This window comes from Rhizobium sp. R711, from assembly GCF_002211365.1.
Lineage (GTDB): Bacteria > Pseudomonadota > Alphaproteobacteria > Rhizobiales > Rhizobiaceae > Rhizobium.
Genome location: NZ_LOKZ01000015.1, coordinates 18,645 through 44,132, shown reverse-complemented (window position 1 = coordinate 44,132; position 25,488 = coordinate 18,645). Strand labels below are relative to the sequence as shown.

The window sequence follows — 25,488 nt, the reverse complement described above, 5'->3', positions numbered from 1 at the left end:
TCCGAAGCCAATTCCCGGCACGCTGCAGACGCAGGGCGGAAACAGCGGAACTACGATAAATCCCGCCTGCCCCGACTATTGACAGGCCACGGTTGGATTTTACTGATTGCGCCACCGTCTCCATCTGCCGGGGACGATGGCATGGGCGCACATGACCTGGCGGACGCCAGGCTTCTAATTTCGTCGCCGAGGCTAGCCCTGACTGGCGAAAGCTTCGTATTGTCACCCTGCAAGTGATTAACGATAGCGATTCGATGGCAATTCTCTTTAAGACGGTAATCGGCGAAAACGCAGCATTTGAGCTGATCGAGAACGCACTCTCCCGGACCGGCGATTACGATGGCTACCTCAACGTCGTGGCAGACGAAGGTGAGAAGACTCTCTCCTGGTCGCCCGGCATGCATGCCGAACAATTCCAGGCGGAGATCACCGAGATCCTCCGTTCGACTTGGGACATTTGTCGTTTCTGGGTGATCTACGAACGGCGCGACGATCGGCAGGATGCCGAGGCCAACGCTATCCGCAATGCGGCGTTCAGACTGACGCGTGGCTATGCTGGCGTCATTGTCGTGACGCTCAGCCTGCTCCACAAGCGCGACAACCTGGCCGATATCGAACTGATCTTTGTATGTTTTCAGCAGGACTTCCAGCGCCGCAATTTCCGCGTACGCTACGAAGGCAAATTCATCCCCGATGAGGGCTGAATGGTCGAGGAGTGCCGTTAGCCTCAGGCGGCCAAAGCACGCGCAACGGCCTTGCGGATGTCAGGCAAGGCAAAGGGCTTCGAGACGACATCGACGATCTTTTCCGCCAGGTCGTCAGCGCGCTCACGCTGTTCCGCATAGCCGGTCATCAGCAGGATCTTCAGCGCCGGGAAGGCGGATTTTGCCTGATGCGCCAGCTCAATACCGTCCATCACGGGCATGCGGATATCCGAGAGCAGCAGGTCGTAGACGCCGTCCCTGAGTTTTTCCAGTCCTTCCGCACCGTCGGCGGCTTCTTCGGTCTCATGACCGTCAAGACGCAAAGCGCGGGCTACGAAAGAGCGCAGGGAATCCTCGTCTTCCGTAATCAGAATTTTTGCCATGGTGTGCATCACTCCGTTTCATGCCCCGCAACGGAAATCACACGACTTTCCTTTGCGATCGGTAAACGGCGGGAAGGGATGGACGGGATGGTTAACAACCCGTCTTATCCTGGCACAGTCAGGCGTCGCCGGTGACCACGCCCACAAATGGGAGTTCGCGGAACGCGTAGGCGACATCCATGCCGTAGCCGACGACGAAATAGTCAGGGCATTCAAAGCCGACATAATCGGCTTCCAGTTTTTCCTTGCGCTTGACGCTCTTGTCGAGGAGCACGGCAATGGTGACGTTGCGGGCGCCGCGCTCGTAGAGCAGTTCCTTAGCGAACAGCAGCGTGCGGCCGGATTCCAGAATGTCGTCGATGAGGAGAACGTCGCGATCCTTCACGTCGCTGTCGATATCCTTGACGATCCGAACGCCCTGCGAGACCGTGCCGGTGCCATAGCTCGACAGCGTGATGAACTCGACTTCGGGCGCTAGGCCGCTGTCATGCAGCGCGCGAATAAGATCGGCTGCAAAGATGAACGAGCCCTTCAGCACGGCAATGACCAGCAGGTCCTTCGTCGGTCCCGCTGCGATCTGCTTCGCCATGGCATGGTTGCGTTCGGCGATCTGCTCGGCGGTGAAGAGTGGTTCGATGTTTTTTCCGCGCACGACGGGCATAAGAAGGCTTGCTCCATGAATAGAAGCACAAGCCGTTACCACAAACGTCGGAGCGAAACACCCCTTTAGAGCCTTTCAGGCATGAAGGAGAGCCGGACTTCCGGCATTTTTCCACCCGCGTATTGCACTCTTGTCGAAAATCCGCGGCTTTGGCCGCCGTAAATGACATCCGTAGGCGGATTGATCACGATGCTCGCGGTCAGTTGCTCGCCGGCAAGAAGGTCCGCGCGGATCGGGCGCACGACCTGGGTGGTACCGCTCTGATTGTCGATGATGCCGTTGATCAACAGTACCCGCATCCCGTTCGCGTCACGAGGCGTCATCGTGACGTGCGAGAAGTGCAGCGGCGAGTCCGTCGATGCAGCTTCGCTTTGGGAGAGGCCGGAGAAGCCACCGAAGAGACCGAACACGAGCACCGACAGTGCGAGCACGAGCGCGGCGAAGGTCTTTGCCGGTGCCTGCTGCAACCAGGATTCGCCCGCTCGAATGAATGTTTCCATCAAGGCGCGCGGGAATGTAGGCTGGATCACCGAAGGCGCCGAGGATCGACGGCGATTATCGTTGAAGCTCCGTGCATTGAAGGTCTGGGCGCGACTGTTCGCGATCACCACGAATTCGGCATCGGCCACATCGGCCGGTCGAGTTCGGCGGGCCTCGCGCTTGGTCGGCTCTGGCGGCAGAAAATCATAAGCGCGGCCGGGCGCCTGGCGTCTGAACGAGGAGGAGGTCATGATGACTGCCTTTCCGGTGTCCACATGGTTTCTGGCCGAACAGAAATCCGGCATTGAAACGAATCCTGCTCAGTCGTAAATTTCAATGGTTAATGCTTCGCAAAGATCGCCATCAAAGCGGCGTCTTTCCGGTAAAATTTACTGGTTGTTAACGGTGTTGGTTAACAAGTCGTGCGGTGAACAAACAAAAGACTGATCTACCGTTGATCCACTTCGAAAATGTCGGTTTGCGCTATGGCATGGGCCCGGAAATCCTCCGGGACCTGACATTCGACATTCCGAAGAAATCGTTTCAGTTCCTGACTGGCCCTTCCGGGGCCGGCAAGACCACGCTATTGCGACTCTTGTTCCTCTCGCTGCAACCGACCCGCGGACTGATCCGCATGTTTGGCCGCGAGATTTCCGATATTCCGCGCCCCGAACTGCCGCTGCTGCGTCGCCGCGTCGGCATCATCTTCCAGGAATTCCGGCTGCTGGACCATCTGACCACATACGAGAACGTGGCGCTGCCGCTGCGCGTTCGCGGCAAGGACGAAAGCTCCTACAGGACCGACGTGCTCGAGCTCCTGAAGTGGGTGGGCCTTGGCGAACGCGTCAATGTCCTGCCGCCGGTTCTTTCTGGCGGCGAAAAGCAGCGCGCCGCAATCGCGCGTGCGCTGATCGACCGTCCCGAGATCCTTCTCGCCGACGAGCCGACCGCGAACGTCGACCCCCCGATGGCCCGCCGCCTGCTCAATCTCTTCCTCGAACTCAATCGTCTCGGCACGGCGGTTGTGATCGCCACCCACGATCTGGCGCTGATGGACCAGGTGGAAGCCCGCCGTATGATCCTCTCGGAAGGGCATCTTGATATCCATGACTAAAGCTGCGCCCAAACCGCCGGCAGAGGCCACGTCGAAAAGCCAGAAGCGGCCGGAGATGAAGGTGCGCCCGACGGCGCCGATCCTGCCTTCCGCCAACATTCAAGGAAATGCGCTGATGGTGGTCATTGCCATCATGGCTTTCCTCGCCTGCCTGACGCTCGGCAGCGTCAGCATGGTACGCTCGACGGCGGCCAGCTGGGAAAGCCAGATCTCCCGCGAGATCACCATCCAGATCAAGCCCGATGACGGGCTGGACATGGACAAGGCTCTAGCACAGGCGAAGGATCTCGCGCTCACCTTCGTCGGCACGAAAACCGGCCAGATCGTCGACGAGGCGGCAACGGCCCGCCTCCTCGAACCTTGGCTCGGCACGGGGCTCGACATCAAGGAGCTACCCGTTCCGCGGCTCGTGATCGTCACCATCGACGAGAACAACCCGCCCGATTTCGAGGCGATGCGCTCGCTGCTGAAGGAGAGCATCCCGCAAGCCTCGCTCGACGACCACCGCACATGGGTCGATCGACTGGTTTCGATGGCCCATACCACCGTAATGATCGGCACCGGCATCCTGCTGCTCGTCTTTTCGGCGATGGTTCTGACCGTCGTCTTCGCAACACGCGGCGCCCTTTCCGGCAACCGCCATATCGTCGAGGTACTTCATTTCGTTGGCGCGGAAAGCTCCTTCGTCGCAACCGAATTCCAGAAGCATTTTCTGAAGATCAGCTTGAAAGGATCGGCGGTCGGGAGCGCTCTTGCCGCACTCTTCTTCCTGACCGCTGGCTTCCTGCAAAGCCGCACGCTGGCTACCCCGCAGACTGACCAGGCAACGGCTCTCTTCGGCACGTTTTCGGTCGGTGCGCTTGGCTATGCCGGCATCTTTGCCACCATGATTGTCATCGCCCTGCTCACCACCTTCACCGCCCGGTTGACGGTCATGCGGACCATTTACGAGATCGATACGCTGCGTTCCGATCCAACACGGGCCGACGGGCTCGTGAATTGAGCTTTACATGCCTTTTTTGCCATGAAAGCGTCTGTTCGCCGCCGCAATCTGCATATATTTTCCGATTCATGAGCATGGGCAACATGTCGCGCACCCCGATTCGCCCGGAAACGGAGCTTGCCCGCTCCGAAGGAGGACCTGCGCGCCGCGGTCCTGTACGGCGCATGCTGCGCTGGGGCGGCGTTGTCTTTGTGCTTGCCGCCGCTCTGATCTTCGGCGGCTTCCTTCGCTTTGCCGATTCCGTGACGACCCTGAAGGCGCCGCTCGATCCGCGCGCCGATGCGATCGTTGTTCTGACGGGCGGGTACCAGCGTATCGACCAAGCTGTCGAGTTGCTGCAGAAGGGCGCCGGCAAGCGCCTGCTGATTTCGGGCGTGCACCCGACAACCACGCCGAAGCAGATCCGCAGGATGACCCAGGCCTCGCCGGAGCTATTCTCGTGCTGCGTCGATGTCGGCTACGATGCGCTCGACACGATCGGCAATGCCCAGGAAGCATCCAACTGGATTCACCAGCGCGGCTACAAGAGCGTCCTCGTTGTCACCAACAATTACCATATGCCGCGCAGCCTGGCGGAACTCGCCTATGTCGATTCCGAAACGCAGTTCATTCCCTATCCTGTCGTGAACACGGATCTGAAGACCAGCAACTGGTTTACCGATCCAAACGCCATGCGTGTCATGCTCGCCGAATATGTGAAAGTGCTCTTTGCCGGCGCCCGCAATTTGACTGGTCTCGGCCGTCATCCGGGGCTGCGTTCGGCCGGCGTCTCGGGCTGAAGCCGAAGGAAACCTTTTTCTGATGGTCAATATCGTGTAGGAGGGCGAAACCGCCTTTTGCGGACATTTGTCTCGGGAAAGTTTATGATCGCCCTGCGTTCCGTTCTCTTCAACACGATCTTCTACGCCAACCTCATCGTTCGCATGATCGTGCTCTCCCCCTATTACTTCGTGGTGCCACGCAAGGTCGCCTACCAGATACCGAAGAATTGGGCGCTGTCGAGCCACTGGCTGATGGAGAAGATCGTCGGCACGACCTTCGAGATCGAGGGCATGGAGAACCTGCCGGACGGCGGCTATATCCTGGCGCCGAAGCATCAGTCCTTTTGGGACACCTATGCCCTGCTGCCGTGGCTGAAGGATCCGGTCTACATCCTGAAGCGTGAGCTGATGTGGATCCCGCTCTTCGGCTGGTATGCCAAGAAGCAGCGGATGATACCGATTAACCGCGGTGCGCGCGGCAAGGTGATGGTCGAGGCGTTGAGGCGCACGAAGGAAGAACTGGCAACCGGCCGCCAGCTGATCATCTATCCCGAGGGAACCCGCCGCCCGCCGGGCGCCGAGCCGGTCTACAAATACGGTATTGCCCGTATGTACCGCGATCTGCAGCTGCCGGTCGTGCCGGTCGCCATGCATCCTGGCCTCTTCTGGCCGCGACGTCGTACGATGCGCTATCCCGGCCATTTCAAGGTGCGGATACTGCCGCCGATCCAGCCCGGCATGGATCCCGATGCCTTCTTTGCGCATCTGATCGACGTGACCGAGACGGCGAGCGACGAACTGCTGCTCGACACCGTCAAGCGCAATCCGAACCTGCCGCTTCCGCCGACCGCCGTCCAACGGCTCGCGCAACTGCAGAAGGCGAAGGCGGCGACGGCCTGAGCTCTCAGCCCCCGTTTCTCAGCCGCGCCACTTCGCCGACGACCTGCTCCAGCCAGTGGTCGCGAATGCCCATCGCCTGCAGGTGCGCCAGCGTATTGAAGACATAGGCGTCGTTCGATCCTGATTTGCCCTTGGCACCGTGGACGACCTGTGCCGCCGCAATCGCGTCGAGCCCACCGGCATATTGCGTGTGCTTGCGATCAACGACATAGGCGATCGCCTTGCTTGTTCTGCCATCGGCCAGTTGCAGCGGCAGGCAGCGCTCGAGATAGACATTGGTTACCAGCTCGCGCTCCCTGAGATAGTCGATCGTCTCGTCCCACTCATCCGGCGCGATTCGGAATGCCATGCCCCGGCAGGAGCCGCCACGATCGAGGCCTAGCACCAGGCCCGGATTCTGCTCGGTGCCGCGATGCACCCAGGAATGCACGCAAAGCGAACGCCTGTAGCCACGGACAAGAGCCTGAGAACGCTCCAAAAACTCGAAGCCCGGATTCCACATCAGTGATCCGTAGCCAAATACCCAAAATTCGTCCATATCGCACGCCAGACCGACATTCCCACTCGCGAGTCACCATTGGAGAACATCATGGCAGCGTCAAGCCCATCCCGCAGCGGCAGGAAATTCTGGATGCTCGGCGGCGGTATCGCCTTGGTGATCGCACTTTATACCGGTGCCTGGTTCTATGCCGCGTCCGAGTTGAAAAACACTGTCTTGAGGGCAATCGCACCCGGCAATACCGCTGGCGTCAGCGGCGAGTGCACAGATATCGACTTCCGCGGCTATCCGTTCCGGATCGGGCTGTTCTGCTCGAAGGTCGATGTCGACGACACCGTCAACGGCGTATCGGCAAGCTTCGGTGAGCTGCGCTCCGCCGCGCAGGTCTACGCTCCCGGCCACATCGTCTGGGAACTCGACTCCCCTGCCGAGATCCGCAGCGCTCATGGTCTGACGCTGAATGCCGAATGGGCAAGCCTGCAATCCAGCCTGATCACCAAGTTGAAGGGCATCGACCGCTCCTCGACCGTCATCGACGGGCTGAAGGGCACCGCCGTCTCCGCGCAGACAGGCCAGACGATCAATTTCGACGCCGCCCATACGGAAATCCACCTCCGCCAGAACAATGGCGACCTCGACGGCGCAATCTCCGTGACGGATTCCAATACGGCGATCAAGGACTGGCCCGCCTTCCCCAAGCTCTCGGCGAGTGCTGACGTGACGCTCGCCGGCAAAGCCGGCATGATCGACGGTGGCGACCAGAAGGGGCTCTACGGCGCCAGTGGCGAACTGCGCAAGGTCGTGGCCGACATCGGTGACGGCAAGGTCATGACTCTGAGCGGCCCCTTCTCCTTCGATGAGGAGGGCTACCTGTCGGGCAAATTCAAGCTGGAGATCGAACAGCTTGGCCCCTGGCGCGACAGCGTCAAACAAACTTTCCCTGAGATCGCCAAGACGGTCGATACCGCCGCCAAGCTCTTGAAGGCGCTGGCCGGCGGCGGCGACAAGGTTTCCGTCGATCTCGTGGTGGCGCGTGGCAATGCCACAGTCGGCGGCTTCATTCCATTGGGATCGATTCCGCCGATCTGAAATCAGGTATTCTTCTCGAGCGGATGCGGGCGACCGAAATCGGGCGCATCGACATCCTGACCCGCCTGGATGATAGAGCGGCGGATGGAACGGGTGCGGGTGAAAAGATCAAAGATCTTGTCGCCCTCGCCCCAGCGAATGGCCCGCTGCAGATAGGCGAGATCCTCGGAGAAACGCGCCAGCATTTCGAGGATCGCATCCTTGTTGTGCAGGCAGACGTCGCGCCACATGGTCGGATCGGAGGCGGCCAGACGCGTGAAGTCGCGGAAGCCCGATGCGGAATACTTGATGACTTCCGATTCGGTGACCGCCTCGAGATCATCGGCCGTGCCGACGATGTTGTAGGCGATAATGTGCGGCAAGTGCGAGACGATGGCGAGCACCTTGTCGTGATGCTCCGCATCCATCTCGTCGACCTTCGAGCCGAACGCTTCCCAGAACTGCCGCAGCGTTTTCAAGGCAGTTGCATCAGTGCCAGCGACCGGTGTGAAGATGCACCAGCGTCCTTCGAAAAGCCCGGGAAAGCCGGCATCCGGACCTGACTTCTCCGTACCCGCCAGCGGGTGGCCGGGAATGAAATGGACATGCGGCGGCATATGCGGCTGCATCTGCGCGATAACAGAGGCCTTGGTCGAACCGACGTCGGTGACGATCGCGCCGGGCTTCAGGCTGCCCGCGATTTCCTTCGCCACGCTCTCCGACGCCCCGACTGGCACCGACACGATGACGAGATCCGCATCCTTCACCGCCTCGGCCGACGACGTCGTGTAGCGGTCGCCGAGTTGCAGTTCCTCGGCCCTCTTTAGGGTGTCTGCGCTGCGCGTCGCAATAACGACTTCCTTTGCGAGGCCAAGCCGTCTGATGTCATGTGCAATGGAGGAGCCGATCAGGCCGATCCCGATCAGCGCAATGCGATCGAACTGCACGGTCATGACTTGCGTCCCATAAACTCTCCGAGCGCCTCTATGACGCCGCGGTTCGCCTCTTCGGGACCGATGCTCATACGCAGCGCATTCGGGAATCCGTAGCCCTTCACTGCACGCAGGATGTAACCACGGCTGGTCAGGAACTCATCGGCTTCAGGCGCGCGCTTGCCGTCGACATCGGGGAAGTGGATAAGCACGAAGTTTGCGACCGATGGCGTCACCTTGAGACCGATAGCTTCGAGCGCGCCCGTCATCTTCTCGATCCACATCTGGTTGAAGGAAGCTGCCTCCTGCGTAAACGCCTGGTCGCGAATGGCCGCAGCACCGGCGGCAATCGCTGCCGCGTTCATGTTGAACGGGCCGCGGACGCGGTTGACCGCATCGATAATATCGGCCGGGGCGTACATCCAGCCGACGCGAAGCGCGGCCAGACCATAGACCTTGGAGAAGGTGCGTGTCATGACGACATTCGCGTTCGACGAGACGATCTCGATGCCGGCTTCGTAGTCGTTGCGACGAACATATTCCGCGTAAGCGGCATCGAGCACCAGAACGACGTGCTTCGGCAGAGCTGCCTGCAGGCGGCGGATTTCACTGACCGAAACATAGGTGCCGGTCGGATTGCCGGGGTTGGCAATGAAGACGATCTTGGTCTTCGGCGTGACGGCGCCCAGAATGGCATCGACGTCGACCGTCTGATCCTTCTCCTTGACGACAACCGGAGTCGCCCCGGCACCCATGATCTGGATCTTGTAGACGAGGAAGCCGTGCTCGGTGATGATGCCTTCGTCGCCCGGCCCGAGATAGACATGGCAGAGCAGGCCCAGCAACTCGTCCGAGCCGTTGCCGCACATGATGTTGACAGGGTTCAGCCCATGCACGGCTGCGATCGCCTCACGCAATTCCGTTGCCTGGCCGTCCGGATAGCGCTCGAGACTGCCGGCGGCATTGCGGAAAGCTTCGATCGCCTTCGGGCTCGCGCCGAGCGGCGTTTCATTGGAGGAGAGCTTGTAGACGCGTGCGACACCCGGCGCGTGTTCCTTGCCCGGCACATACGCGGCAATATCCAGGATACCGGGACGCGGAACGGGCTTGCTCTTCTCTTCGCTCATGAGATCGACCTTGGAAAATACCGGGAGAAATTCGGCTGAAAACTGCCATGTGGCAATAGAACGGAAAGGCGGCCTTGTCGAGTACCGCAGGACCTAGGTCCTGACCCTAGCGGCTGCGCGTCGTTGGAACGCCGTGTGGCGCCAGAACCGGCACGAAGACGCGCCGCGAGGCGCGGGCGGCAACCGGCAGGCCCTGATAGAGCCGCTTCTGCGCCTCGACAACGATCACACCTGAGAAAGCCGGCCATAAGGTGCGTCCCACGCGATCGAAGAGGCTGCGCAAGCGCATCATGGTGCGCAGTTTCGAGGGCGGAAAAAACAATGCCTCGGCCGTCGCGCCCGGCGTGAAATTGGTCTCGCGCAGGAGATTGGTCAGCTGGCCCCGCGAATAGGGTCGCCCGGAGCCGAACGGCGTGTGCTCCATGCGCGCCCAGACGCCGCGGCGGTTCGGAACGACGATGACCAGGCGCCCGCCTGGCGCCAACACCCGCCACAGTTCCTTCAGAGTTTCCCGCGGGCTCTCCGCAAACTCGAGGGAATGGACCATCAGCACCCGGTCGATCGAGGAATCGGGCAGCGGCAATTCCTCATCGAAGATCAGGGCTGTCGAGGACAACGCTCCTACCGGCCAGTTCACGGCGCCCTGCCCTGCCGGCATGAAGGCAAATGTCCTCTCGGTGTCGGACTGGAAGCGATCCAGGAAGGGCACGACGTAGCCGAGACCAACGAGACGCTCCTGCGGCAGCCGGACCCATAGCGAGGAAAGCGCCATGGCGATCGACTGCTCGGCGATACGTCCGAGGTCGGAATGATAGAACTGGCGTAGGTCGACGATATCAGCGTGCATCGCGGTAAATGTTATCAATAGGCTGTTGGACTTCAAGGCACGACCCTCTACATTCCCGGTATACCCGCCATAAAGAGGCTGCCTGAGACTATGAAACCTTTGGATTTAGACGTTTTTCTCTGCCGTACCGACAATTTTGGCGTGCTTGTCCACGATCCTGAAACCGGCTTGACCGCTTCAATTGACGCTCCCGATGCAGGCGCGGTCGAGAAGGCGGCAATCCGCCGCGGCTGGACGATCTCTCATATCTTCAACACCCATCACCATACCGACCACGTCGAAGGCAACCTCGCGCTCAAGGAGCAATATGGCTGCGAGATCATCGGCCCGATCAACGAGGCGGTGGCGATTCCGGGCCTCGACAAAACGATGGCCGACGGCGACACCTTCCTGTTCGGCGACCACGCGATACAGGTCATTGAGACACCCGGGCATACGGCCGGACATATCTGTTACCACTTCGTCGACGACAAGCTGCTCTTTGCCGCCGACACGCTGTTCGCACTCGGCTGCGGGCGGCTCTTTGAACGCCCGGCCGCCGATATGTGGCACTCGCTGCAGAAGCTTGCGGTGCTGCCCGATGAAACTGCCATCTATTTCGGCCACGAATATACCCTGTCCAACGCGCGCTTTGCGCTGACCATCGATCCGGACAATCAGCGCCTGATAAGCCGTGCGGCCGAAATCGAAGCGCTGCGGGCCGAGAACAAGTTCACGATTCCGACGACGCTGGCGCTGGAAAAAGAGACCAACCCCTTCCTGCGCGCGGCCGATCCCGCCATCCGCCGCAACCTCTTGATGGAAACCAAGACCAACGAGGAAGTCTTCGCGGAAATCCGCCGACGCAAGGACAATTTCTGATGACGCCGGACGATATCATTCGCGAACTTGGAATGCAGCCGCATCCTGAAGGCGGCTGGTACGTGCAGACGTTCCGCGACACCGAGGGTAGATCGCGCGGACACTCGACGGCGATCTACTATCTCTTGAAGGCGGGGCAGCGATCCCACTGGCATCGTGTCCATGACGCAGCCGAGGTCTGGCACCACTATGCGGGTGCGCCCCTGGCGCTCTATCGCTCGCAGGACGGCAAGAGCAGCGAGACGCTGATGCTTGGCACGGACATTCTCAATGGCGAGCGCCCGCAGGCGATTATTCCCGCCAACTGGTGGCAGTCTGCCGAAACACGCGGAGACTATACGCTGGTCGGATGCACCGTCGCGCCGGGCTTCGAATTCACGTCCTTCGAGATGGCGCCGCCGGACTGGAAGCCGGTCGGCTGAAAGCTACTCCGCGGCGGCGCGTTGTTCGACCGTCGCGGCCTGCCGCCGGAACATCTCGTTTGCCGCCAGCACAGCGCCGCCGGTAACCAGCACGCAGGCGAGCGCGATACGCCAGCTCGGCTCGGCGAAGCCGAACAGCGTCAGGTTCAAGGTTGATAGAAGCGGCGCGGCGTAGCTTGCGGCGCCGAGGATCTGGATATCGCCGTTCTTGACGCCGTAGTCCCAGGCATAGAAGGCCGCGCCGACCGGGAAGAGCCCGAGGCCGAGAACCGCAACCCACTGCGAAGCCGCCTGTGGCCACACCGTTGTTTCAAGGCCGAGGTGGCAGACCAGCGACAGGATCGAGGTCGCCATGCAGAAGCCGGTAACGACGTCGGTCGAAACCGCATCGAAGCGACGCGTCAGCAGCGAATAGCCGGACCACGTGAAGGCGCAGAGGAAGGCCGCGCCATAGCCGACGGCATAGGCACCATCGAAGTTGATGCCGTTGCGGCCAACAATCAGGAAGGTGCCGCAGAGACCGGCCAGTGCCCCGGCGACGTGATACCAGCGCAGGCGTTCACCCGGCAGCAGCGCCGATCCGACGACAATCAGCAGCGGCCAGAGATAGGCGATCAGCCCGGCTTCGACCGCCGGTGCGTTGCGCAATGCCGTGAAGTAGAGAAAGTGATAGCCGAACAGGCCGGCAATCCCAACGATCCAGACCTTGGCCGGCTGCCTGAGGAAAGCCAGCCGCGACGGATTGAGGATCAGCACGAGGATGCCGGGAATACTGCCGATCGCAAAGCAGATGGCCGAGAGCTGGAACGGCGGCATCGTGCCGGAGGCGGCTGTGAACAGTGCCAGGAACGACCACATGAGGATGGCTGCAAAACCGATTAGCGTTGCCCGAAGCTTCACCTGTCCCCCTTGCGGAGACTCTCGCTCCGTCAGCTTGCGCCGTATTTCACCGCGGTAATCGTCACCGGTCCGTATTGCGTCGGAATGCGGACGTAGACCGGAGCATATACATTTGCCGCATCCGACTTGGCAAACCAGATTTCCATCCGGCTGCTCTTGCTCAGATAGTCGATATCGCTGCGGCCTTTCTTATAGCCGGAGCGAGGGACAAACCGCACGCTGCATACGGTCGCCTTGCCACTGAAGCCCGCTGTCGAGAAATCCTGCGAGCCCTTGGGTGAAAGCACCAGGTCCATGCGCATCTCCCCATCATAGATCGGCAGCTTCTGCGCGCAGACATTGGCATCGGCGGGGAAGATCAGACCTGAGATCGGATCGAGTACAGAGCGCATGTCGCTTGCCGGCACGCTGACCCAGTTATTGGGAGGCTTCCGAGGAGGCTTCACGGTTGTCGAGGTGATGTCGCCGTTGTTGTAGCGCACCTCATATGTGCGGGCGCGCTTGCCGCTCTTGTAGTACAGATAGTAGCGAGAGGCCTGCAGTCGGTCGCCGCGCAACACGCCGTCGACGCTTGTCTTGGCCGAGATATTGGTGACGAGGTCGGCAAGGCCGGCCGAACTGATATCGCCGGACACCCTGTAGCTCTTGTCGTCTTCGATCTTCGTCAGGAAGGCGGCGCGGGCGATCGTCAGGATGCCAAGCGAAACCCTGTATTCCGTGCGATGCACGATCTCGCTTGCGCTGGCGGGAATCGCCATCAGCGCCGCGACCGTGGAAATAAGAATGCGCTTGCCCAGATGAGCCATGAAATGAACCTTGTTCAGGCGGCTGGTAAAGCCGTTGATAACGGTCTATACGCCTGTCTCTCGATGAAGCAAACACGAGCTTTTTGACAGAATTGCGGGAAATGCCAAGGTTTGGCTTGACGCGCACGGCCTGTCTGACTATAGAACCGCAACTTTCCAATCATGGCCTGATGGATTGCAACCCGGTTTTGCGCGGGCATGCAACTGATGGCCGAGAAAAACAAGAATAGGTGTTCCATGTCCCGCATGTGCGAATTGACCGGCAAGGCAGTCCTCGTTGGCAACAATGTCAGCCATGCCAACAACAAGACCAAGCGCCGGTTCCTCCCGAACCTGTGCCAGGTTACGCTGATCTCCGACGCTCTCGGCCAGCGTTACCGTCTTCGCGTTTCGGCTTCTGCTCTTCGTTCCGTTGAGCATCGTGGCGGTCTCGATGCCTTCCTGCTGAAGGCAAGCGAAAATGAACTGTCGATGCGCGCTCGTCTGCTGCGTCGCCAGATCGTCAAGAAGACTGCCGAAGCGGCTGCTGCGTAAGCTCCGTCTCTTCTTCTTCTTCTTCATACGGCTTCAAAAGGCTTGCACGGATGATCTCCGGACAAGCCTTTTGCTTTGCCGGTCTGTTCCTCGAACTGGTGGCATACCCCAGGATAAAAAAATGCTGACGACGCGCTCTATCTATGTCGCACTGATGACGCTGGTCGTCGTCGCCTCGAACTTCCTCGTACAGTTCCCCCTGAACGCCGAGTTCGCCGGCATCAATCTGGCCGACATCCTGACCTGGGGCGCATTCACCTATCCGGTCGCCTTCCTCATCACCGATCTGACTAACCGCCAATTCGGCCCGCAGGCCGCCCGCAAGGTCGTCTTTGCTGGCTTTGTCGTCGGTGTGGCGCTGTCCTTCTACACGTCGGTCCCGCGCATCGCTATCGCCTCCGGCTCGGCCTATCTCGCCGGGCAGCTGCTTGATATCTCGGTCTTCAACCGCCTGCGCCGTCAGGCCTGGTGGCGCGCGCCGCTCGTCGGCTCGCTGATCGGTTCGATGCTGGACACGGCGATCTTCTTCTCCTTCGCCTTTGCGGCCTTCTTCGTCTTCTTCGGCCCGAACGATCCGTTCGCGCTCGAAGCCGCGCCGATCCTCGGCGTTTTGACCGCGCAGGCACCTCGCTGGATTTCCTGGGCGATCGGCGACTTCGCCGTAAAGATGATCGTCGGTCTGGTGATGCTGCTGCCCTACGGCGCGTTGATGAACGTGTTGCGCCCGACGCAGGCGGCCCGCGCCAGCTAACCCCATTCAGCCTTGTCACAACCAAATATAGCGGAGCCTGGCTCCGCTATATTTGGTTGCGCAATCCCTGGACGACGGTGCCGCGACGACACTTTGCTGCCACGCTACCATGCAAAAACTCTTCATGTTGCGCGTTAAAATTGTTGCGCATGACGTTTTTGTGACAATACTGTCTCAATCACGCCACATGGAGGGTAACCGTGAGCGAGAAACGGAAGAGAGTGTACGAGGCGCTTCTGGACGGTGCGACGGAGGGCCTCTCCGGCAACGGGCTTTTCGACTTCGTATTGGAACGCTGCCCCAAGGCAACCAGCAAGAAGATTGTACGCGCCTCTTTGCTGGCTTTGACGGACCCCGATGTCACTGACCGCAATATTCTCCATACTATCTACGCGCTCGCGATAACCCACAGGATGGATGAAGTCGGTTCGACCAGCGATCCCGACGATGACGAGAATCCGACGGAAAAGAGCCCAGCGCTGCGGAAGTTGAAGAAGATGCGCGCCGCCGCGCCCGAGCTGAGCGAAGCCAACCAGATCTGACGGCGAGCAGCCATAATGTTGCGCATTCACAACAGATCGTATGAAGCGGAACAATGGAAGCCCCGTCGCCGCAATATCGTCATGTAACTGTTAGGCACCGCTCATAACCGTTCCCCATCGAGTACCTGTAGGGACCTCCCATGAATATTCGCACTGCCCTCTTCAGCTCCATAGCGGTGGTCTCAATGGCGTCCGGTGCCTACGCGGCAGACGCGATCGTCGCAGCCGAGCCCGAACCGGTCGAGTATGTGCGCGTCTGCGACGCTTATGGCTCCGGCTACTTCTATATTCCGGGAACGGAAACCTGTCTGTCGATCGGCGGCTACATCCGCGTTGAAGAGCGTTTCGGTCCTAATCGCTCCGGCACATCCGACTGGTCCTCCTGGACGCGCGGACAGACGACTATTTCGTCCAAGAGCGAAACAGAATTTGGCACGCTGACCGGCGTCATCACGCTCCGCATCAACGCCGAGAACGCGACGAACCAGACGGCTCTTCTGCAGGAAGGCTATATCGACATCGCTCACCTGCGCGTCGGCATGCAGTACTCCTGGTGGGATAACGACCGCAGCATCGGTACCGGCGAAACGGACATCATCTCCAGCAACCAGACGATCCACAACGCCATCCGCTATATGTACGAGACACCGGACTTCAGCGCCGGCGTCATGGTGGATGAACTCGAAGACGCGCCCAAGCCTGCCATACCTGGCGAGCAGCCGAACAATGTCGGCATCGAAGCCCAGTTTTACGGCAAAGTCGGTGTTGTCAGCGGCTACCTTCTGGGAAGCTATGACACCGACGCTGACGAAGGCGCCATTCGCGGCATCCTGTTCGCGGACCTCGGACCTGGCCAGCTCGGCCTCTGGGGCATCTGGGCAAGTGGCGCCAACTACTACTGGGAAAAGTCCGAGTGGACCGTCGGTGCGCAATACTATGTGAAGCTGAACGACAAGTGGTCGGTTACCCCCGGCTATCAGTATTTCAGCAAGACCTCGTTCGATAGCGATGGCGAATTCACCGGCGGCGACGAGTGGCGCGCGGGTATCACGGCCGACTACAAGATCGCCACGAACCTGACGACCAAACTCAGCGTCCAATACGACGACCCTGATGACGCCGACGACTATGTTGAAGGTTTCCTGCGCTTCCAGCGCAATTTCTAAGCCGTGTTGCAGTCCGCTCAGGCTCGCCGCTCACGACGAGCGCTCATCTCTGTAGGCCAGCCGTATCGCCGGCCCGCGGCTCCACCAACCGGAATTCCAGCATCAGATTGCGCTGCAGGATCGAATGGTTGTCGTCGGAGACGATGACAACATGCGTGGTCCCATCCTCAGCCGTAAAGGCATCAAGGCCTTCCATGTTGTCGATCTGGTAGCCGAAGTCGCCTTGCAGCAATATCTCGCCGTCCATGACGGTCTCTGGGCGGATGTCGGCGGCCTTGATGTGGCGGATACGCATTCCGATGCCTTCCGCCATGTTGAACCGGCGTTCCAGAAGCAGCAGGTCGCCATTCGGCAGGAAGGCTCCGTCCGTCGCGTCGAAATCGCCATAGTGAGCAAGCGACAGACGTCCCTTCAGTGGTCCATCGAGGATCGCCGCATAGGCATTCCCGTCCGTGTCCAGGCTGCGTTCTGCGACGATCAGCGTGCCGCCTTTCAGCGCGCTATCGACGGGTGCAACAGCGATCGTCTCAAAGCCGCGATTGGCACGCAGCGATTTCTTGGGAAAGGGGATGGGGATCGTGTCAATTGCACGCGACTCCTCGAAGCCCGGATCGGGATAGATGTCGACGCGGTGGTCCTGTTCGAAGGAGACGAGAACCTGGTCCGCGTGCAGCGTCAGGCCCTCGGCATCCATATACCCTTTGCCCTCAAAGCTGCGCCCCGCCCGGTTCTTCATCGGCGTGATCGCGACATCGGTCAGGCCGGACAGGTGCCCCTGCGGATCACGCTCGATACGGCCTGTCATCCAGTGACCGGTGTCGAGCACGCCGACGAAATGTGTCTTGTCCGATCGAAACCGAATCGACGACAGCGAGCCGAACAGGCGCTGCGGCGAGACCATTTCCAGCCCGCCGAGAAATTCGAGAGAGCCGAACTTGGTCTCATCGGAGCCGATCTTGAAATCGGTGATGAGGCGGCTGCGGACCTCCACGTCGCCTTCGCCGAGCGCCGGCGGCATGAGAGCCGCCAACCCGAGAGCGATCGAGACCACGCTGGCGAAGGGCTTCCGGAGCATCCAGAAAGCGTCCTTCGCGGTTAGCCGGCGCGGCGGAGACGACCGCCCCGCGGCTGGACAGTCTTATCTTCGAAAAGCGACGCAAGCTGCTCGGTCATCGCACCGGCCAGTTCGTCCGCATCGACGATCGTCACCGCGCGCCGGTAGTAGCGCGTAACGTCGTGGCCGATGCCGATTGCCAGCAGCTCGACCGGCGAGCGCGTCTCGATTCGGTCGATGACGGCGCGCAGATGCCGTTCCAGATAGTTCCCCGGGTTGACCGACAGCGTCGAATCGTCGACCGGCGCCCCGTCGGAGATCATCATCAGGATGCGGCGCTGCTCGCGGCGAGCCAGCAGGCGATTGTGCGCCCAGATCAGCGCCTCGCCGTCGATGTTTTCCTTGAGCAGGCCTTCGCGCATCATCAGGCCGAGATTGGCACGCGCGCGCCGCCACGGCGCGTCGGCCGACTTGTAGATGATGTGGCGCAGGTCGTTGAGACGGCCCGGCGTTTGCGGCTTGCCGCTGCCGAGCCACTTTTCGCGCGCCTGTCCGCCCTTCCAGGCCTTCGTCGTGAAGCCGAGGATCTCGACCTTGACGCCGCAACGCTCCAGCGTGCGGGCCAGGATATCGGCGCAGGTGGCCGCGACCGTGATCGGGCGGCCGCGCATCGAGCCCGAGTTGTCGATCAGAAGGGTCACGACCGTATCGCGGAACTGCGTGTCGCGCTCCATCTTGAAGGACAGCGCCTGCATCGGATCGATCACCAGGCGCGTCAGGCGCGCCGGATCGAGGTAGCCTTCCTCGAGATCAAAATCCCAGGAACGGTTCTGCTGCGCCATCAACCGCCGCTGCAGGCGGTTCGCCAGCCGCCCGACCGCGCCTTGAAGGTGCGCCAGCTGCTTGTCGAGGAAGGCGCGCAGGCGCTCCAACTCGGCCGCGTCGCAGAGCTCTTCGGCGGTGATCGTCTCGTCGAATTCCTCGGTGAAGACGTGGTAGTCGACCTTCTCGTTGAAGTCGTCGAACGGCGTGTTCGGACGGCGGGTTTCCCCCGGCGTCTCGGAATCCTCTTCGCCTTCATCCTGCATGTCGTCGTCGGAGATTTCGGCGCCTTCGGTCTCGCCGTCCTCCATCTGCTCGTCGGCGACTTCGCTGTCTTCTACGGGCGCAGCGTCGGAACCGGCGTCGTCATCAACTTCGTCCTGTTCCTGCTCGTCGCCGTTCGGCTGGTCTTCCTGCTCCGATTCATCATCGGATTCCGGCTCGCTATCGTCGTCGCCATACTCCTCGGCCATTTCCATGGCGGAGAGCATGTGGCGGATCACCTTGGAAAAGGCCTGCTGGTCGCTCATGACGGCGGGAAGGTCGTCTAGGTCGGATCCGGCCTTCTCATCGATGAAGGAGCGCCAGAGGTCGAGTACCTTCCCGGCGGAGGCTGGCGGTTTCTGGCCCGTCAGCTTCTCCCGCACCATCATGGCCATCGCTTCGCCTATCGGCGCGTCCTCCTGCCGCTCGATACCGGAGAAATTCGCCTTGGCGTATTTCTCTTCGGTCATCGAGCGCAAGTTGGCGGCTACTCCTTCCATGCGCAGCGCGCCGATCGATTCAACGCGCGCCTGCTCAACGGCATCAAAGATCGCGCGCGCATCGGAGCCTTGCGGCGCCATCGTCGCGTGCACCTTGTCGTCGTGGCAGGCGAGCCGCAGCGCCATCGAGTCGCCAAGCCCGCGCGTCACGGCGAGCTCATGCAGCGTCGGACGCTTGGAAAGCTCCGGCAGACGGATCCGCTCGGCCGTCATTCCAGGGCGTTCGTTGGCGAAGGTCACCTCGACCTCGCCGTCACCGGCAATCGCGCGCACGCTGCCAGTTATCGCCCGGCGCAACGGTTCGACGTCGACAGGCGAGCCGGGCTTTGCTTTCGAATTGTCACCGCGAGCAGCCATGATCGGTCGGCCTTAGGCCTCCAGAACGATGTTGGCAGCACTTTCCTTCAGCTCGACGCCGAAAGCACGCTGGTAGTGTTCGGCCACCAGGGGACGTTCCAGTTCATCGCACTTGTTGAGGAACGTGGTGCGGAAGGCGAACGCGATGTCGCCGAAAATCTCGGCGTTCTCGGCCCAGGTGATAACCGTACGCGGGCTCATGACGGTCGACAGATCGCCGTTCATGAAGGAGGCGCGAGTCAGATCGGCGACGCGCACCATCTTGGAGACGGTATCGCGGCCTTCCTTGTCCTTCCCAAAGCTCTTCACCTTGGAAGCAACGATGTTCACTTCATGGTCGTGCGGCAGGTAGTTCAGCGTCGTGACGATCGACCAGCGGTCCATCTGCGCCTGATTGATCTGCTGCGTGCCGTGATAGAGGCCCGTCGTATCACCGAGACCGATCGTGTTTGCGGTCGCAAACAGACGGAAGGCTGGGTGCGGGCGGATAACACGGCTCTGGTCGAGCAGCGTCAGGCGGCCCGACGATTCCAGAACGCGCTGGATGACGAACATGACGTCGGGGCGGCCGGCATCGTATTCGTCGAAGACGAGCGCGACATTGTGCTGGTAGGCCCAGGGCAGGATGCCGTCCTTGAATTCCGTGACCTGCAGACCGTCCTTGAGGACGATCGCATCCTTGCCGACGAGGTCGATACGGCTGACGTGGCTATCGAGGTTGATACGAACGCAGGGCCAGTTGAGGCGGGCGGCGACCTGTTCGATGTGCGAGGACTTACCCGTGCCGTGATAGCCGGAGATCATCACGCGTCGGTTATGGGCAAAGCCGGCAAGAATGGCGAGCGTGGTCTCGCGGTCGAAGAGATAGTCGGGGTCGAGGTCCGGAACATAGGCGCTGCCCTGGCTATAGGCCGGCACGCGGATGTCGGAATCGATACCAAAGACCTCCCTGACCGAAACGGTGGTGTCCGGAAGCTCCGAAATATCAAGGTCAATCTTGCTCATCATGTCTCCAAGGCGGGTGCCCGACACCCGACCATACTGTCTCAGCCCATTTCGCAACCACGACGCCGCAGTCTACCCCGCGCTCGTTCATGTCGGAACGTCGGCGATGCTTCTCCGGGACTGAAACGAAACCTCGGGGGCGATAATCTACCGCTAGCGAGCATTCTTGAACAAAGTCCCGGACAAGAAACGCCGCGCCCGGAAGTGGCCGAGGCGCCTGTGAGACAAACGCAGAAACTTATGCCGCGATTGCCTGCGGCCTCAGCCGATTTGGGACCATACCTGATTGAAGACCAAGAGCAAGGACGGGAATTAACAAAAACCGTTCTGCTTCAATAATTGATAGGCCTGGATGACGGCCCGGAACCGCTCTTCCGAACCGCGGTCGCCGCCGTTGGCGTCAGGGTGGTGTTTCTTGACCAGTTCCTTGTAGCGGCTCTTGATCTCCGAGGAGGTCGCGCTGGCATCGAGGCCCATCGTGTCGAAGGCCTTGGCTTCCAGGCTTTTCAGCTTGCGCTGCTCAGGGAAGCGCGGGCCGTTTCCCTTGGTACCGTTGACGAAGCCGAAGGGATCGCGCACGCGGTAGGAACCGGACCGCATATCGGAATGCAGCGGGCTGTCCTTGGCCGACTTGTTGACGCCGACCGTCCAGGTTGGGCGATGGCCTGTTATCGCTTCCTTCTGATAGCGCGCGATCTCACCGTCGGAGAGGCCGGAAAAGTAATTGTAGCCCTTGTTGTATTCCTTGACGTGTTCGAAGCAGAACAGAAAGAACTGCCCCTCGGCATTGCGTCCGACGGGAGCGCGATGCACGCCTTTCTTGTCGCAGCCGTCCCACTGACAGGAAGGGGGAGCCTGTTCGGTTTCCTGCTCGCGTTTGCGGCGGGTGCGGATGCGGTCGAAATATTTGGAATCGAGTCTCATGACGGCTCTAATTTTAAGCCTGCGAAGAGGCCACAACAAGAATTGACAAATGGGAATGTTGCTGGCTTGGTGGGAACCTTTTTCGCAAAGCAACGAGACCATGACCCTGCAGACCCGCATCGAAGAAAAGCTGACCGCCGCATTCGCGCCGGAACGCTTGAGCGTCATCAATGAAAGCCATCTTCATGCAGGTCATCAGCCTGATATGACGGGGACGGGCGAGACCCATATGCGGGTGCGCATCGTATCCGCCAAGTTTACCGGCATGCCCCGACTGGCGCGGCACCGCGCGATCACGGAGCTTTTGAAGCCAGAATTGGATGCCGGATTGCATGCGCTCGCCGTCGAACCGGCAGCCCCCGGCGAACCGGTGCGCTGGTAGCGGGCACGGCCCCTATATGGGTGACAAGGCCGCACTTTCCAATGCGGCCGGACCGTCACAGCATGGTTTCAGCGGATCAGAAGCGCCGTCGCGTAGAGCCCGAAGCCGAAGACCGTGTGCGCCACCAGATTGAGGAAGCGAACCTTGTTCGGGTTCGGCGTCTTCGATGCCGCCCAGCCGATGCCGAGGCCCGGCTGCAGCAGGAACCAGCCGGCGCCGACGGTGACGATCGCCCAGATCCACGCCGGAAGAAAGGTCGGTTCCGCCAGCCAGCCGGGACCGACCAGCACCACAAGCAGTATGCCGTAGAGAATGCCGACGGCATAATGGCCAATCCAGCCGAGCGCGAGTTCGCGCTCATAAGGTGCGGCCGTGCCGATGTCGTCGTGGAAAACCTTGCCGTCCTTCAGGTGCCAGAACCAGCGACCGATCGGCGCCCAGTTCGGCAGCGCGCTGCCGGTGGCTTTTGCATACACAATTGCCCAGATATCCATAAGAACGGTCGCCCCGATGCCGATGACGACAGCCCGCCAGAAAATATCAAACATATCAAATCCATAATGGTGATGTCGCGGCGGACTCCTTTCCACAGCGACCATGGCTAGGACGCTCGCCTCAGGCCGGACCTGCCTCGTTTTCCTCAGCCGGCCGGATTCGAAGTTTGGTGATGCGGTTCTTCTCTCGCTTCATGACGATGAAGCGCTTTTCGTAGAATGTGAAGGCCTGTCGCTCTTCCGGGATTGTCATCGACTCGTGAATGACAAGGCCTGCGATCGTTGTCGCTTCCTCATCCGGCAGATGCCAATCCAGCGCGCGGTTGAGATCGCGGATGGGAACGTTGCCATCCACCACTATGGAACCGTCCGCTTCCTGCCGCACGCCCTGGATGTCGATGTCGTGCTCATCGGCAATGTCGCCGACGATCTCCTCGAGGATGTCCTCCAGCGTCACGATGCCCTGCACTTCGCCATACTCGTCGACGACGACGGCGAAATGCTGCTTGCGGCGCAGAAATGCGTTCAGCTGGGCTTCAAGGCTGGTGCTATCGGGTACGAACCACGGCTTCTGGGCGATCTTGATGATGTCGAGGTGCTCCGGCTCGGCGTCGCGCTCGGCAAGTGCGCGCAGCAGATCCTTGGAGTGAACCACACCGATGATGTTATCCGTCGTCCCCCGCCAGAGCGGCATGCGCGTGAACGGGCTCTCGAGAATTGTCCGCACGACCACCTCCGGCGGATCATCGGCATTGATCGCCCGCATCGCGGTGCGGTGGACCATGATGTCGGAGAGTTCCAGTTCGCCGAGATCGAGGACACCGCCCAAGCGGTCGCGGTCCGCCTTTACGACCGATCCCTCACGATGCAACAAGTCAACAGCGCCACGCAGTTCTTCATGCGCGGAGAGCATCGAGACCTCCCGCGAGAGATTGATACCAAAGAGCGACAGGATCCGGCGAACGATCGCATTGACGAAAGACGACACCGGACCGACGACGGCGACGAACATCTTGACTGCATAGGCCGTGTTCAGTGCAAACCGATCCGGCGTCGAAATCGCCCAGCTCTTCGGCAGCACTTCGGCGAAGATGACCAGAATGACGGTCATCGCCAAAGTCGCAAGCGCAACGCCCGAGTTGCCAAACAGCCCGAGAAACAGACTAGTGGCCAACGACGAGGAGAGGATGTTGGCAAGGTTGTTGCCGATGAGCAGCGCACCGATCAGCCTATCGCGGCGCTCTATGAGCTGGCGCACAATCCCTGCGCGTTCCTCGCCATTGGCTTCGAGCGTGTGAATCCGGCTACGGGATACCGCGGTCAGCGCCGTCTCCGAACCGGAGAAGAACGCCGACATGAGGACGAGGGCCACGATGGAGACAATTTCCGGCCAGTATACGGAAAGAAATGCCAGCGTGCCTTCGAGGGTCATTGCGGGTGCTTCTCCTTGAGGAAGCTCAGTACTTCCGAAGCGGGAACATCATTGGCGACGAAGGACTGCCCGATGCCGCGGGTGAGAATGAAGGTCAGCTTGCCGCCCTTCACCTTCTTGTCCTGAGCAATCGCGTCCATCAACACTTCGGCCGGCGGCAGCGCGCCCGGAATTTCCGACATGCGGGTCGGAAGACCGACAGCCTTGAGGTGGCTTTCGACGCGGCGGGCATCATCCGGGCTTGCGAGGTTCATGCGCGCCGAGAATTCGTGCGCCAGAACCATGCCGATTGAAACACCTTCGCCATGAACGAGACGCGAGCTATCATAGGCGGTTGCCGCCTCCAGCGCGTGGCCGAAGGTGTGGCCGAGATTGAGGAGCGCGCGTTGTCCGGTCTCGCGCTCGTCGGCAACGACGACATCGGATTTTGCCTGGCAGCTCGTGGCGATCGCCTCGATGCGTGCCGCACCGCCGGCAAAAACCGCCTGCCAGTTGGCTTCCAGCCACGCGAAAAAGTCAGGCTTGTCGATCAGGCCGTACTTCGCGACCTCTGCATAGCCGGCACGAAACTCACGCGCACTTAGCGAATTCAGAACATCGGTGTCTGCGAGCACCAAGTCCGGCTGATGGAAGACGCCAAGGAGGTTCTTGCCATGGCGGCTGTTGATGCCGGTCTTGCCGCCGACCGAGGAATCGACCTGCGACAGCAGCGAAGTCGGTACCTGTACGAAACGCATCCCGCGCCGCACGATGCCGGCGGCAAAGCCTGAGAGGTCGCCGATAACGCCGCCGCCAAGCGCGATGACGCAGTCGTTGCGTTCAATCCGCGCTTCGAGGACCTTGTCGCAAACAGTTATCAGATGCTCGAAGCTCTTGGTCTTCTCGCCAGCCGGCAGCACGAGGGTCGCGGACGCGATGCCAGCCTGTTCCAAGCTTTGAACCAGCGCGTCAAGATAAAGCGGCGCTACATGCGCGTCCGTAATGACAGCCGCCTTCCGGCCCTTCAGGCGCGAAGCGATCTCAGCGCCGGCGCGTGCGATCAGGCCCGGCCCGATCAGGATATCGTAGGCGCGCTCGCCGAGTGGCACGTGAACCTTGCGTTCGGAGGCAGGGGCAATCGCATTCATCGGGCTGCACTTTCGGTTCGGGCGTCGATCATGGCTTTAAGGATCTCCTCGGCCATCAGTTCCTTGCGCACATCGCGCGAGAGGACGGTAAGGTCGGCGAGCTCGTAAATCGGATAACGCGCGTTCATGAGGTTTTCGAGGGTCTGCTTGGGGTTCTCTGTTTTGAGCAGCGGGCGCGTATCGCGCTTGCTGACCCGCTCCCAGAGAACATCGAGGTCCGCCTTCAGCCAGATGGAGAGGCCGCCCTTCTTGATATGCTTGCGCGTCCGGTCGTTGATGAAAGCACCGCCGCCGGTGGAGACCACACGCGGCCCGTTCTTCAAGAGGCGTTTCATGACACGGCCTTCAAGCGCGCGGAACTCTTCCTCGCCGTAAGCGGCGAAGAGTTCGGTGATGGACATGCGGGAGACCTTCTCGATCTCGGCATCGCTGTCGACGAAGGGGATGCCCAACTGATGCGCGACGATCCGGCCAACAGAGGATTTGCCTGCGCCCATCAATCCGACCAGGATCAGATTGCGAGAACCGAGCGCAGCACGAGCCCTGTCTTTCAAGCTTTCGGCAACGGTCAGAACTGGGTCGCTCATTGGTCCATTCACACTTTGTTTGCGAACGGTATCGACAAATGCAGGTGTAGCGTCAAGTCGCGGGCAAGGGAAACGTGGT

At 60.7% G+C, this 25,488-nt stretch carries 30 protein-coding genes; 13 read left to right on the top strand and 17 right to left on the bottom strand.

The genetic code is table 11. The features are described 5' to 3' along the window. Positions 1 to 254: 254 nt before the first annotated feature. The gene (locus ATY80_RS16470) at positions 255 to 704 is read left to right on the top strand and encodes a hypothetical protein (protein ID WP_088693448.1); all 450 of its coding nucleotides are present in this window, start codon (positions 255 to 257) and stop codon (positions 702 to 704) included. A 23-nt stretch (positions 705 to 727) separates the two neighbouring features. Here the strand turns inward: ATY80_RS16470 and ATY80_RS16465 are convergent, their stop codons facing one another. The 3 genes from ATY80_RS16465 to ATY80_RS16455 all read right to left on the bottom strand — a co-directional run bounded on the left by ATY80_RS16465 (position 728) and on the right by ATY80_RS16455 (position 2,533). Then, complete coding sequence (locus ATY80_RS16465) at positions 728 to 1,087, bottom strand: response regulator (protein ID WP_007789408.1); 360 nt, start codon at positions 1,085 to 1,087, stop codon at positions 728 to 730. Positions 1,088 to 1,205: 118 nt separating this feature from the next. Beyond that, positions 1,206 to 1,748, bottom strand: coding sequence for a hypoxanthine phosphoribosyltransferase (gene hpt, locus ATY80_RS16460; RefSeq protein ID WP_007528026.1), 543 nt, complete (start codon positions 1,746 to 1,748; stop codon positions 1,206 to 1,208). Between the two features lie 65 nt (positions 1,749 to 1,813). Further along, positions 1,814 to 2,533 carry a hypothetical protein gene (locus ATY80_RS16455; RefSeq protein ID WP_088693447.1) on the bottom strand — a complete coding sequence of 240 codons (720 nt, stop codon included), beginning with the start codon at positions 2,531 to 2,533 and terminating at the stop codon, positions 1,814 to 1,816. Positions 2,534 to 2,682: 149 nt separating this feature from the next. Here ATY80_RS16455 and ftsE point away from each other — a divergent pair, with 149 nt between their 5' ends. From ftsE to ATY80_RS16435, 4 genes are all read left to right on the top strand, one after another. Further along, positions 2,683 to 3,342 (top strand): cell division ATP-binding protein FtsE, encoded by a 660-nt coding sequence (gene ftsE / locus ATY80_RS16450; protein ID WP_088693446.1) that lies wholly within the window; start codon positions 2,683 to 2,685, stop codon positions 3,340 to 3,342. Then, positions 3,335 to 4,345: an ABC transporter permease gene (locus tag ATY80_RS16445; protein WP_088693445.1), complete on the top strand. Its 1,011-nt coding sequence runs from the start codon at positions 3,335 to 3,337 to the stop codon at positions 4,343 to 4,345. The genes ftsE and ATY80_RS16445 overlap by 8 nt, the downstream gene beginning before the upstream one ends. Before the next feature lie 74 nt (positions 4,346 to 4,419). Continuing rightward, the gene (locus ATY80_RS16440) at positions 4,420 to 5,124 is read left to right on the top strand and encodes a YdcF family protein (protein WP_088693480.1); all 705 of its coding nucleotides are present in this window, start codon (positions 4,420 to 4,422) and stop codon (positions 5,122 to 5,124) included. Positions 5,125 to 5,208: 84 nt separating this feature from the next. Continuing rightward, the gene (locus ATY80_RS16435; RefSeq protein ID WP_088693444.1) at positions 5,209 to 6,006 is read left to right on the top strand and encodes a 1-acyl-sn-glycerol-3-phosphate acyltransferase; all 798 of its coding nucleotides are present in this window, start codon (positions 5,209 to 5,211) and stop codon (positions 6,004 to 6,006) included. Between the two features lie 4 nt (positions 6,007 to 6,010). Here ATY80_RS16435 and ATY80_RS16430 read toward each other — a convergent pair whose 3' ends face one another. After that, positions 6,011 to 6,544, bottom strand: coding sequence for a gamma-glutamylcyclotransferase (locus ATY80_RS16430; protein WP_088693443.1), 534 nt, complete (start codon positions 6,542 to 6,544; stop codon positions 6,011 to 6,013). A 51-nt stretch (positions 6,545 to 6,595) separates the two neighbouring features. Here ATY80_RS16430 and ATY80_RS16425 point away from each other — a divergent pair, with 51 nt between their 5' ends. Beyond that, the gene (locus tag ATY80_RS16425; RefSeq protein ID WP_088693442.1) at positions 6,596 to 7,594 is read left to right on the top strand and encodes a DUF2125 domain-containing protein; all 999 of its coding nucleotides are present in this window, start codon (positions 6,596 to 6,598) and stop codon (positions 7,592 to 7,594) included. A gap of 2 nt (positions 7,595 to 7,596) precedes the next feature. Here the strand turns inward: ATY80_RS16425 and ATY80_RS16420 are convergent, their stop codons facing one another. The 3 genes from ATY80_RS16420 to ATY80_RS16410 all read right to left on the bottom strand — a co-directional run bounded on the left by ATY80_RS16420 (position 7,597) and on the right by ATY80_RS16410 (position 10,515). Beyond that, entirely contained in the window at positions 7,597 to 8,526 is a 930-nt protein-coding gene (locus ATY80_RS16420; protein WP_088693441.1) for a prephenate/arogenate dehydrogenase family protein, read from the bottom strand. Then, positions 8,523 to 9,632, bottom strand: coding sequence for a histidinol-phosphate transaminase (hisC, locus tag ATY80_RS16415; protein WP_088693440.1), 1,110 nt, complete (start codon positions 9,630 to 9,632; stop codon positions 8,523 to 8,525). Before hisC ends, ATY80_RS16420 begins: the two co-directional genes overlap by 4 nt. A 106-nt stretch (positions 9,633 to 9,738) precedes the next feature. Further along, positions 9,739 to 10,515 (bottom strand): class I SAM-dependent methyltransferase, encoded by a 777-nt coding sequence (locus tag ATY80_RS16410; protein WP_088693439.1) that lies wholly within the window; start codon positions 10,513 to 10,515, stop codon positions 9,739 to 9,741. Between the two features lie 54 nt (positions 10,516 to 10,569). Here ATY80_RS16410 and gloB point away from each other — a divergent pair, with 54 nt between their 5' ends. Both gloB and ATY80_RS16400 read left to right on the top strand, forming a co-directional pair. Next, a complete protein-coding gene (gloB, locus tag ATY80_RS16405; protein WP_088693438.1) occupies positions 10,570 to 11,340 on the top strand; it encodes a hydroxyacylglutathione hydrolase in 771 nt (256 codons plus the stop codon). Then, positions 11,340 to 11,762 (top strand): cupin domain-containing protein, encoded by a 423-nt coding sequence (locus ATY80_RS16400; protein ID WP_088693437.1) that lies wholly within the window; start codon positions 11,340 to 11,342, stop codon positions 11,760 to 11,762. The genes gloB and ATY80_RS16400 overlap by 1 nt, the downstream gene beginning before the upstream one ends. A gap of 3 nt (positions 11,763 to 11,765) precedes the next feature. Here ATY80_RS16400 and ATY80_RS16395 read toward each other — a convergent pair whose 3' ends face one another. Then, complete coding sequence (locus ATY80_RS16395) at positions 11,766 to 12,662, bottom strand: EamA family transporter (RefSeq protein ID WP_088693436.1); 897 nt, start codon at positions 12,660 to 12,662, stop codon at positions 11,766 to 11,768. Between the two features lie 29 nt (positions 12,663 to 12,691). Continuing rightward, positions 12,692 to 13,468: a DUF3108 domain-containing protein gene (locus ATY80_RS16390; protein ID WP_088693435.1), complete on the bottom strand. Its 777-nt coding sequence runs from the start codon at positions 13,466 to 13,468 to the stop codon at positions 12,692 to 12,694. Between the two features lie 237 nt (positions 13,469 to 13,705). Between ATY80_RS16390 and rpmB the strand changes: the two genes are divergently transcribed. From rpmB to ATY80_RS16370, 4 genes are all read left to right on the top strand, one after another. Next, entirely contained in the window at positions 13,706 to 14,002 is a 297-nt protein-coding gene (gene rpmB / locus ATY80_RS16385) for a 50S ribosomal protein L28 (protein ID WP_007528060.1), read from the top strand. Positions 14,003 to 14,123: 121 nt separating this feature from the next. Then, a complete protein-coding gene (locus ATY80_RS16380) occupies positions 14,124 to 14,753 on the top strand; it encodes a VUT family protein (protein ID WP_088693434.1) in 630 nt (209 codons plus the stop codon). A 200-nt stretch (positions 14,754 to 14,953) separates the two neighbouring features. Further along, positions 14,954 to 15,295 carry a hypothetical protein gene (locus ATY80_RS16375; protein WP_088693433.1) on the top strand — a complete coding sequence of 114 codons (342 nt, stop codon included), beginning with the start codon at positions 14,954 to 14,956 and terminating at the stop codon, positions 15,293 to 15,295. Positions 15,296 to 15,435: 140 nt separating this feature from the next. Beyond that, positions 15,436 to 16,461 carry a porin gene (locus ATY80_RS16370; RefSeq protein ID WP_088693432.1) on the top strand — a complete coding sequence of 342 codons (1,026 nt, stop codon included), beginning with the start codon at positions 15,436 to 15,438 and terminating at the stop codon, positions 16,459 to 16,461. 43 nt (positions 16,462 to 16,504) lie between these two features. Here the strand turns inward: ATY80_RS16370 and ATY80_RS16365 are convergent, their stop codons facing one another. The 4 genes from ATY80_RS16365 to ATY80_RS16350 form a co-directional block, all read right to left on the bottom strand. After that, entirely contained in the window at positions 16,505 to 17,536 is a 1,032-nt protein-coding gene (locus ATY80_RS16365) for an esterase-like activity of phytase family protein (RefSeq protein ID WP_088693431.1), read from the bottom strand. A 20-nt stretch (positions 17,537 to 17,556) separates the two neighbouring features. Then, positions 17,557 to 19,458, bottom strand: coding sequence for a cobaltochelatase subunit CobT (cobT, locus tag ATY80_RS16360; protein ID WP_088693430.1), 1,902 nt, complete (start codon positions 19,456 to 19,458; stop codon positions 17,557 to 17,559). A gap of 12 nt (positions 19,459 to 19,470) precedes the next feature. Continuing rightward, positions 19,471 to 20,463: a cobaltochelatase subunit CobS gene (cobS, locus tag ATY80_RS16355; RefSeq protein WP_007528066.1), complete on the bottom strand. Its 993-nt coding sequence runs from the start codon at positions 20,461 to 20,463 to the stop codon at positions 19,471 to 19,473. Between the two features lie 312 nt (positions 20,464 to 20,775). Then, positions 20,776 to 21,387, bottom strand: a complete 612-nt coding sequence (locus ATY80_RS16350) for a J domain-containing protein (RefSeq protein ID WP_088693429.1) — start codon at positions 21,385 to 21,387, stop codon at positions 20,776 to 20,778. 100 nt (positions 21,388 to 21,487) lie between these two features. Here ATY80_RS16350 and ATY80_RS16345 point away from each other — a divergent pair, with 100 nt between their 5' ends. Continuing rightward, positions 21,488 to 21,769, top strand: coding sequence for a BolA family protein (locus tag ATY80_RS16345; RefSeq protein ID WP_088693479.1), 282 nt, complete (start codon positions 21,488 to 21,490; stop codon positions 21,767 to 21,769). A gap of 68 nt (positions 21,770 to 21,837) precedes the next feature. Here ATY80_RS16345 and ATY80_RS16340 read toward each other — a convergent pair whose 3' ends face one another. The 4 genes from ATY80_RS16340 to ATY80_RS16325 form a co-directional block, all read right to left on the bottom strand. After that, positions 21,838 to 22,317: a DUF2938 domain-containing protein gene (locus ATY80_RS16340; RefSeq protein ID WP_088693428.1), complete on the bottom strand. Its 480-nt coding sequence runs from the start codon at positions 22,315 to 22,317 to the stop codon at positions 21,838 to 21,840. 67 nt (positions 22,318 to 22,384) lie between these two features. After that, the gene (locus tag ATY80_RS16335) at positions 22,385 to 23,695 is read right to left on the bottom strand and encodes an HlyC/CorC family transporter (protein WP_088693427.1); all 1,311 of its coding nucleotides are present in this window, start codon (positions 23,693 to 23,695) and stop codon (positions 22,385 to 22,387) included. After that, positions 23,692 to 24,822: a 3-dehydroquinate synthase gene (gene aroB, locus ATY80_RS16330; RefSeq protein ID WP_088693426.1), complete on the bottom strand. Its 1,131-nt coding sequence runs from the start codon at positions 24,820 to 24,822 to the stop codon at positions 23,692 to 23,694. The genes ATY80_RS16335 and aroB overlap by 4 nt, the downstream gene beginning before the upstream one ends. Continuing rightward, positions 24,819 to 25,409, bottom strand: a complete 591-nt coding sequence (locus ATY80_RS16325; protein ID WP_088693425.1) for a shikimate kinase — start codon at positions 25,407 to 25,409, stop codon at positions 24,819 to 24,821. The genes aroB and ATY80_RS16325 overlap by 4 nt, the downstream gene beginning before the upstream one ends. Between the last annotated feature and the right edge of the window lie 79 nt (positions 25,410 to 25,488).

Excerpts from the sequence above, each read along its gene's own strand:
- ATY80_RS16470 (WP_088693448.1), top strand. The coding sequence starts at position 255 with ATGGCAATTCTCTTTAAGACGGTAATCGGCGAAAACGCAGCATTTGAG.
- ATY80_RS16465 (WP_007789408.1), bottom strand. The coding sequence starts at position 1,087 with ATGGCAAAAATTCTGATTACGGAAGACGAGGATTCCCTGCGCTCTTTC.
- hpt (WP_007528026.1), bottom strand. The coding sequence starts at position 1,748 with ATGCCCGTCGTGCGCGGAAAAAACATCGAACCACTCTTCACCGCCGAG.
- ATY80_RS16455 (WP_088693447.1), bottom strand. The coding sequence starts at position 2,533 with ATGCCGGATTTCTGTTCGGCCAGAAACCATGTGGACACCGGAAAGGCA.
- ATY80_RS16445 (WP_088693445.1), top strand. The coding sequence starts at position 3,335 with ATGACTAAAGCTGCGCCCAAACCGCCGGCAGAGGCCACGTCGAAAAGC.
- ATY80_RS16440 (WP_088693480.1), top strand. The coding sequence starts at position 4,420 with ATGGGCAACATGTCGCGCACCCCGATTCGCCCGGAAACGGAGCTTGCC.
- ATY80_RS16435 (WP_088693444.1), top strand. The coding sequence starts at position 5,209 with ATGATCGCCCTGCGTTCCGTTCTCTTCAACACGATCTTCTACGCCAAC.
- ATY80_RS16430 (WP_088693443.1), bottom strand. The coding sequence starts at position 6,544 with ATGGACGAATTTTGGGTATTTGGCTACGGATCACTGATGTGGAATCCG.
- ATY80_RS16425 (WP_088693442.1), top strand. The coding sequence starts at position 6,596 with ATGGCAGCGTCAAGCCCATCCCGCAGCGGCAGGAAATTCTGGATGCTC.
- ATY80_RS16420 (WP_088693441.1), bottom strand. The coding sequence starts at position 8,526 with ATGACCGTGCAGTTCGATCGCATTGCGCTGATCGGGATCGGCCTGATC.
- hisC (WP_088693440.1), bottom strand. The coding sequence starts at position 9,632 with ATGAGCGAAGAGAAGAGCAAGCCCGTTCCGCGTCCCGGTATCCTGGAT.
- gloB (WP_088693438.1), top strand. The coding sequence starts at position 10,570 with ATGAAACCTTTGGATTTAGACGTTTTTCTCTGCCGTACCGACAATTTT.
- ATY80_RS16400 (WP_088693437.1), top strand. The coding sequence starts at position 11,340 with ATGACGCCGGACGATATCATTCGCGAACTTGGAATGCAGCCGCATCCT.
- ATY80_RS16390 (WP_088693435.1), bottom strand. The coding sequence starts at position 13,468 with ATGGCTCATCTGGGCAAGCGCATTCTTATTTCCACGGTCGCGGCGCTG.
- rpmB (WP_007528060.1), top strand. The coding sequence starts at position 13,706 with ATGTCCCGCATGTGCGAATTGACCGGCAAGGCAGTCCTCGTTGGCAAC.
- ATY80_RS16380 (WP_088693434.1), top strand. The coding sequence starts at position 14,124 with ATGCTGACGACGCGCTCTATCTATGTCGCACTGATGACGCTGGTCGTC.
- ATY80_RS16370 (WP_088693432.1), top strand. The coding sequence starts at position 15,436 with ATGAATATTCGCACTGCCCTCTTCAGCTCCATAGCGGTGGTCTCAATG.
- ATY80_RS16365 (WP_088693431.1), bottom strand. The coding sequence starts at position 17,536 with ATGCTCCGGAAGCCCTTCGCCAGCGTGGTCTCGATCGCTCTCGGGTTG.
- cobT (WP_088693430.1), bottom strand. The coding sequence starts at position 19,458 with ATGGCTGCTCGCGGTGACAATTCGAAAGCAAAGCCCGGCTCGCCTGTC.
- cobS (WP_007528066.1), bottom strand. The coding sequence starts at position 20,463 with ATGAGCAAGATTGACCTTGATATTTCGGAGCTTCCGGACACCACCGTT.
- ATY80_RS16350 (WP_088693429.1), bottom strand. The coding sequence starts at position 21,387 with ATGAGACTCGATTCCAAATATTTCGACCGCATCCGCACCCGCCGCAAA.
- ATY80_RS16345 (WP_088693479.1), top strand. The coding sequence starts at position 21,488 with ATGACCCTGCAGACCCGCATCGAAGAAAAGCTGACCGCCGCATTCGCG.
- ATY80_RS16340 (WP_088693428.1), bottom strand. The coding sequence starts at position 22,317 with ATGTTTGATATTTTCTGGCGGGCTGTCGTCATCGGCATCGGGGCGACC.
- ATY80_RS16335 (WP_088693427.1), bottom strand. The coding sequence starts at position 23,695 with ATGACCCTCGAAGGCACGCTGGCATTTCTTTCCGTATACTGGCCGGAA.
- aroB (WP_088693426.1), bottom strand. The coding sequence starts at position 24,822 with ATGAATGCGATTGCCCCTGCCTCCGAACGCAAGGTTCACGTGCCACTC.
- ATY80_RS16325 (WP_088693425.1), bottom strand. The coding sequence starts at position 25,409 with ATGAGCGACCCAGTTCTGACCGTTGCCGAAAGCTTGAAAGACAGGGCT.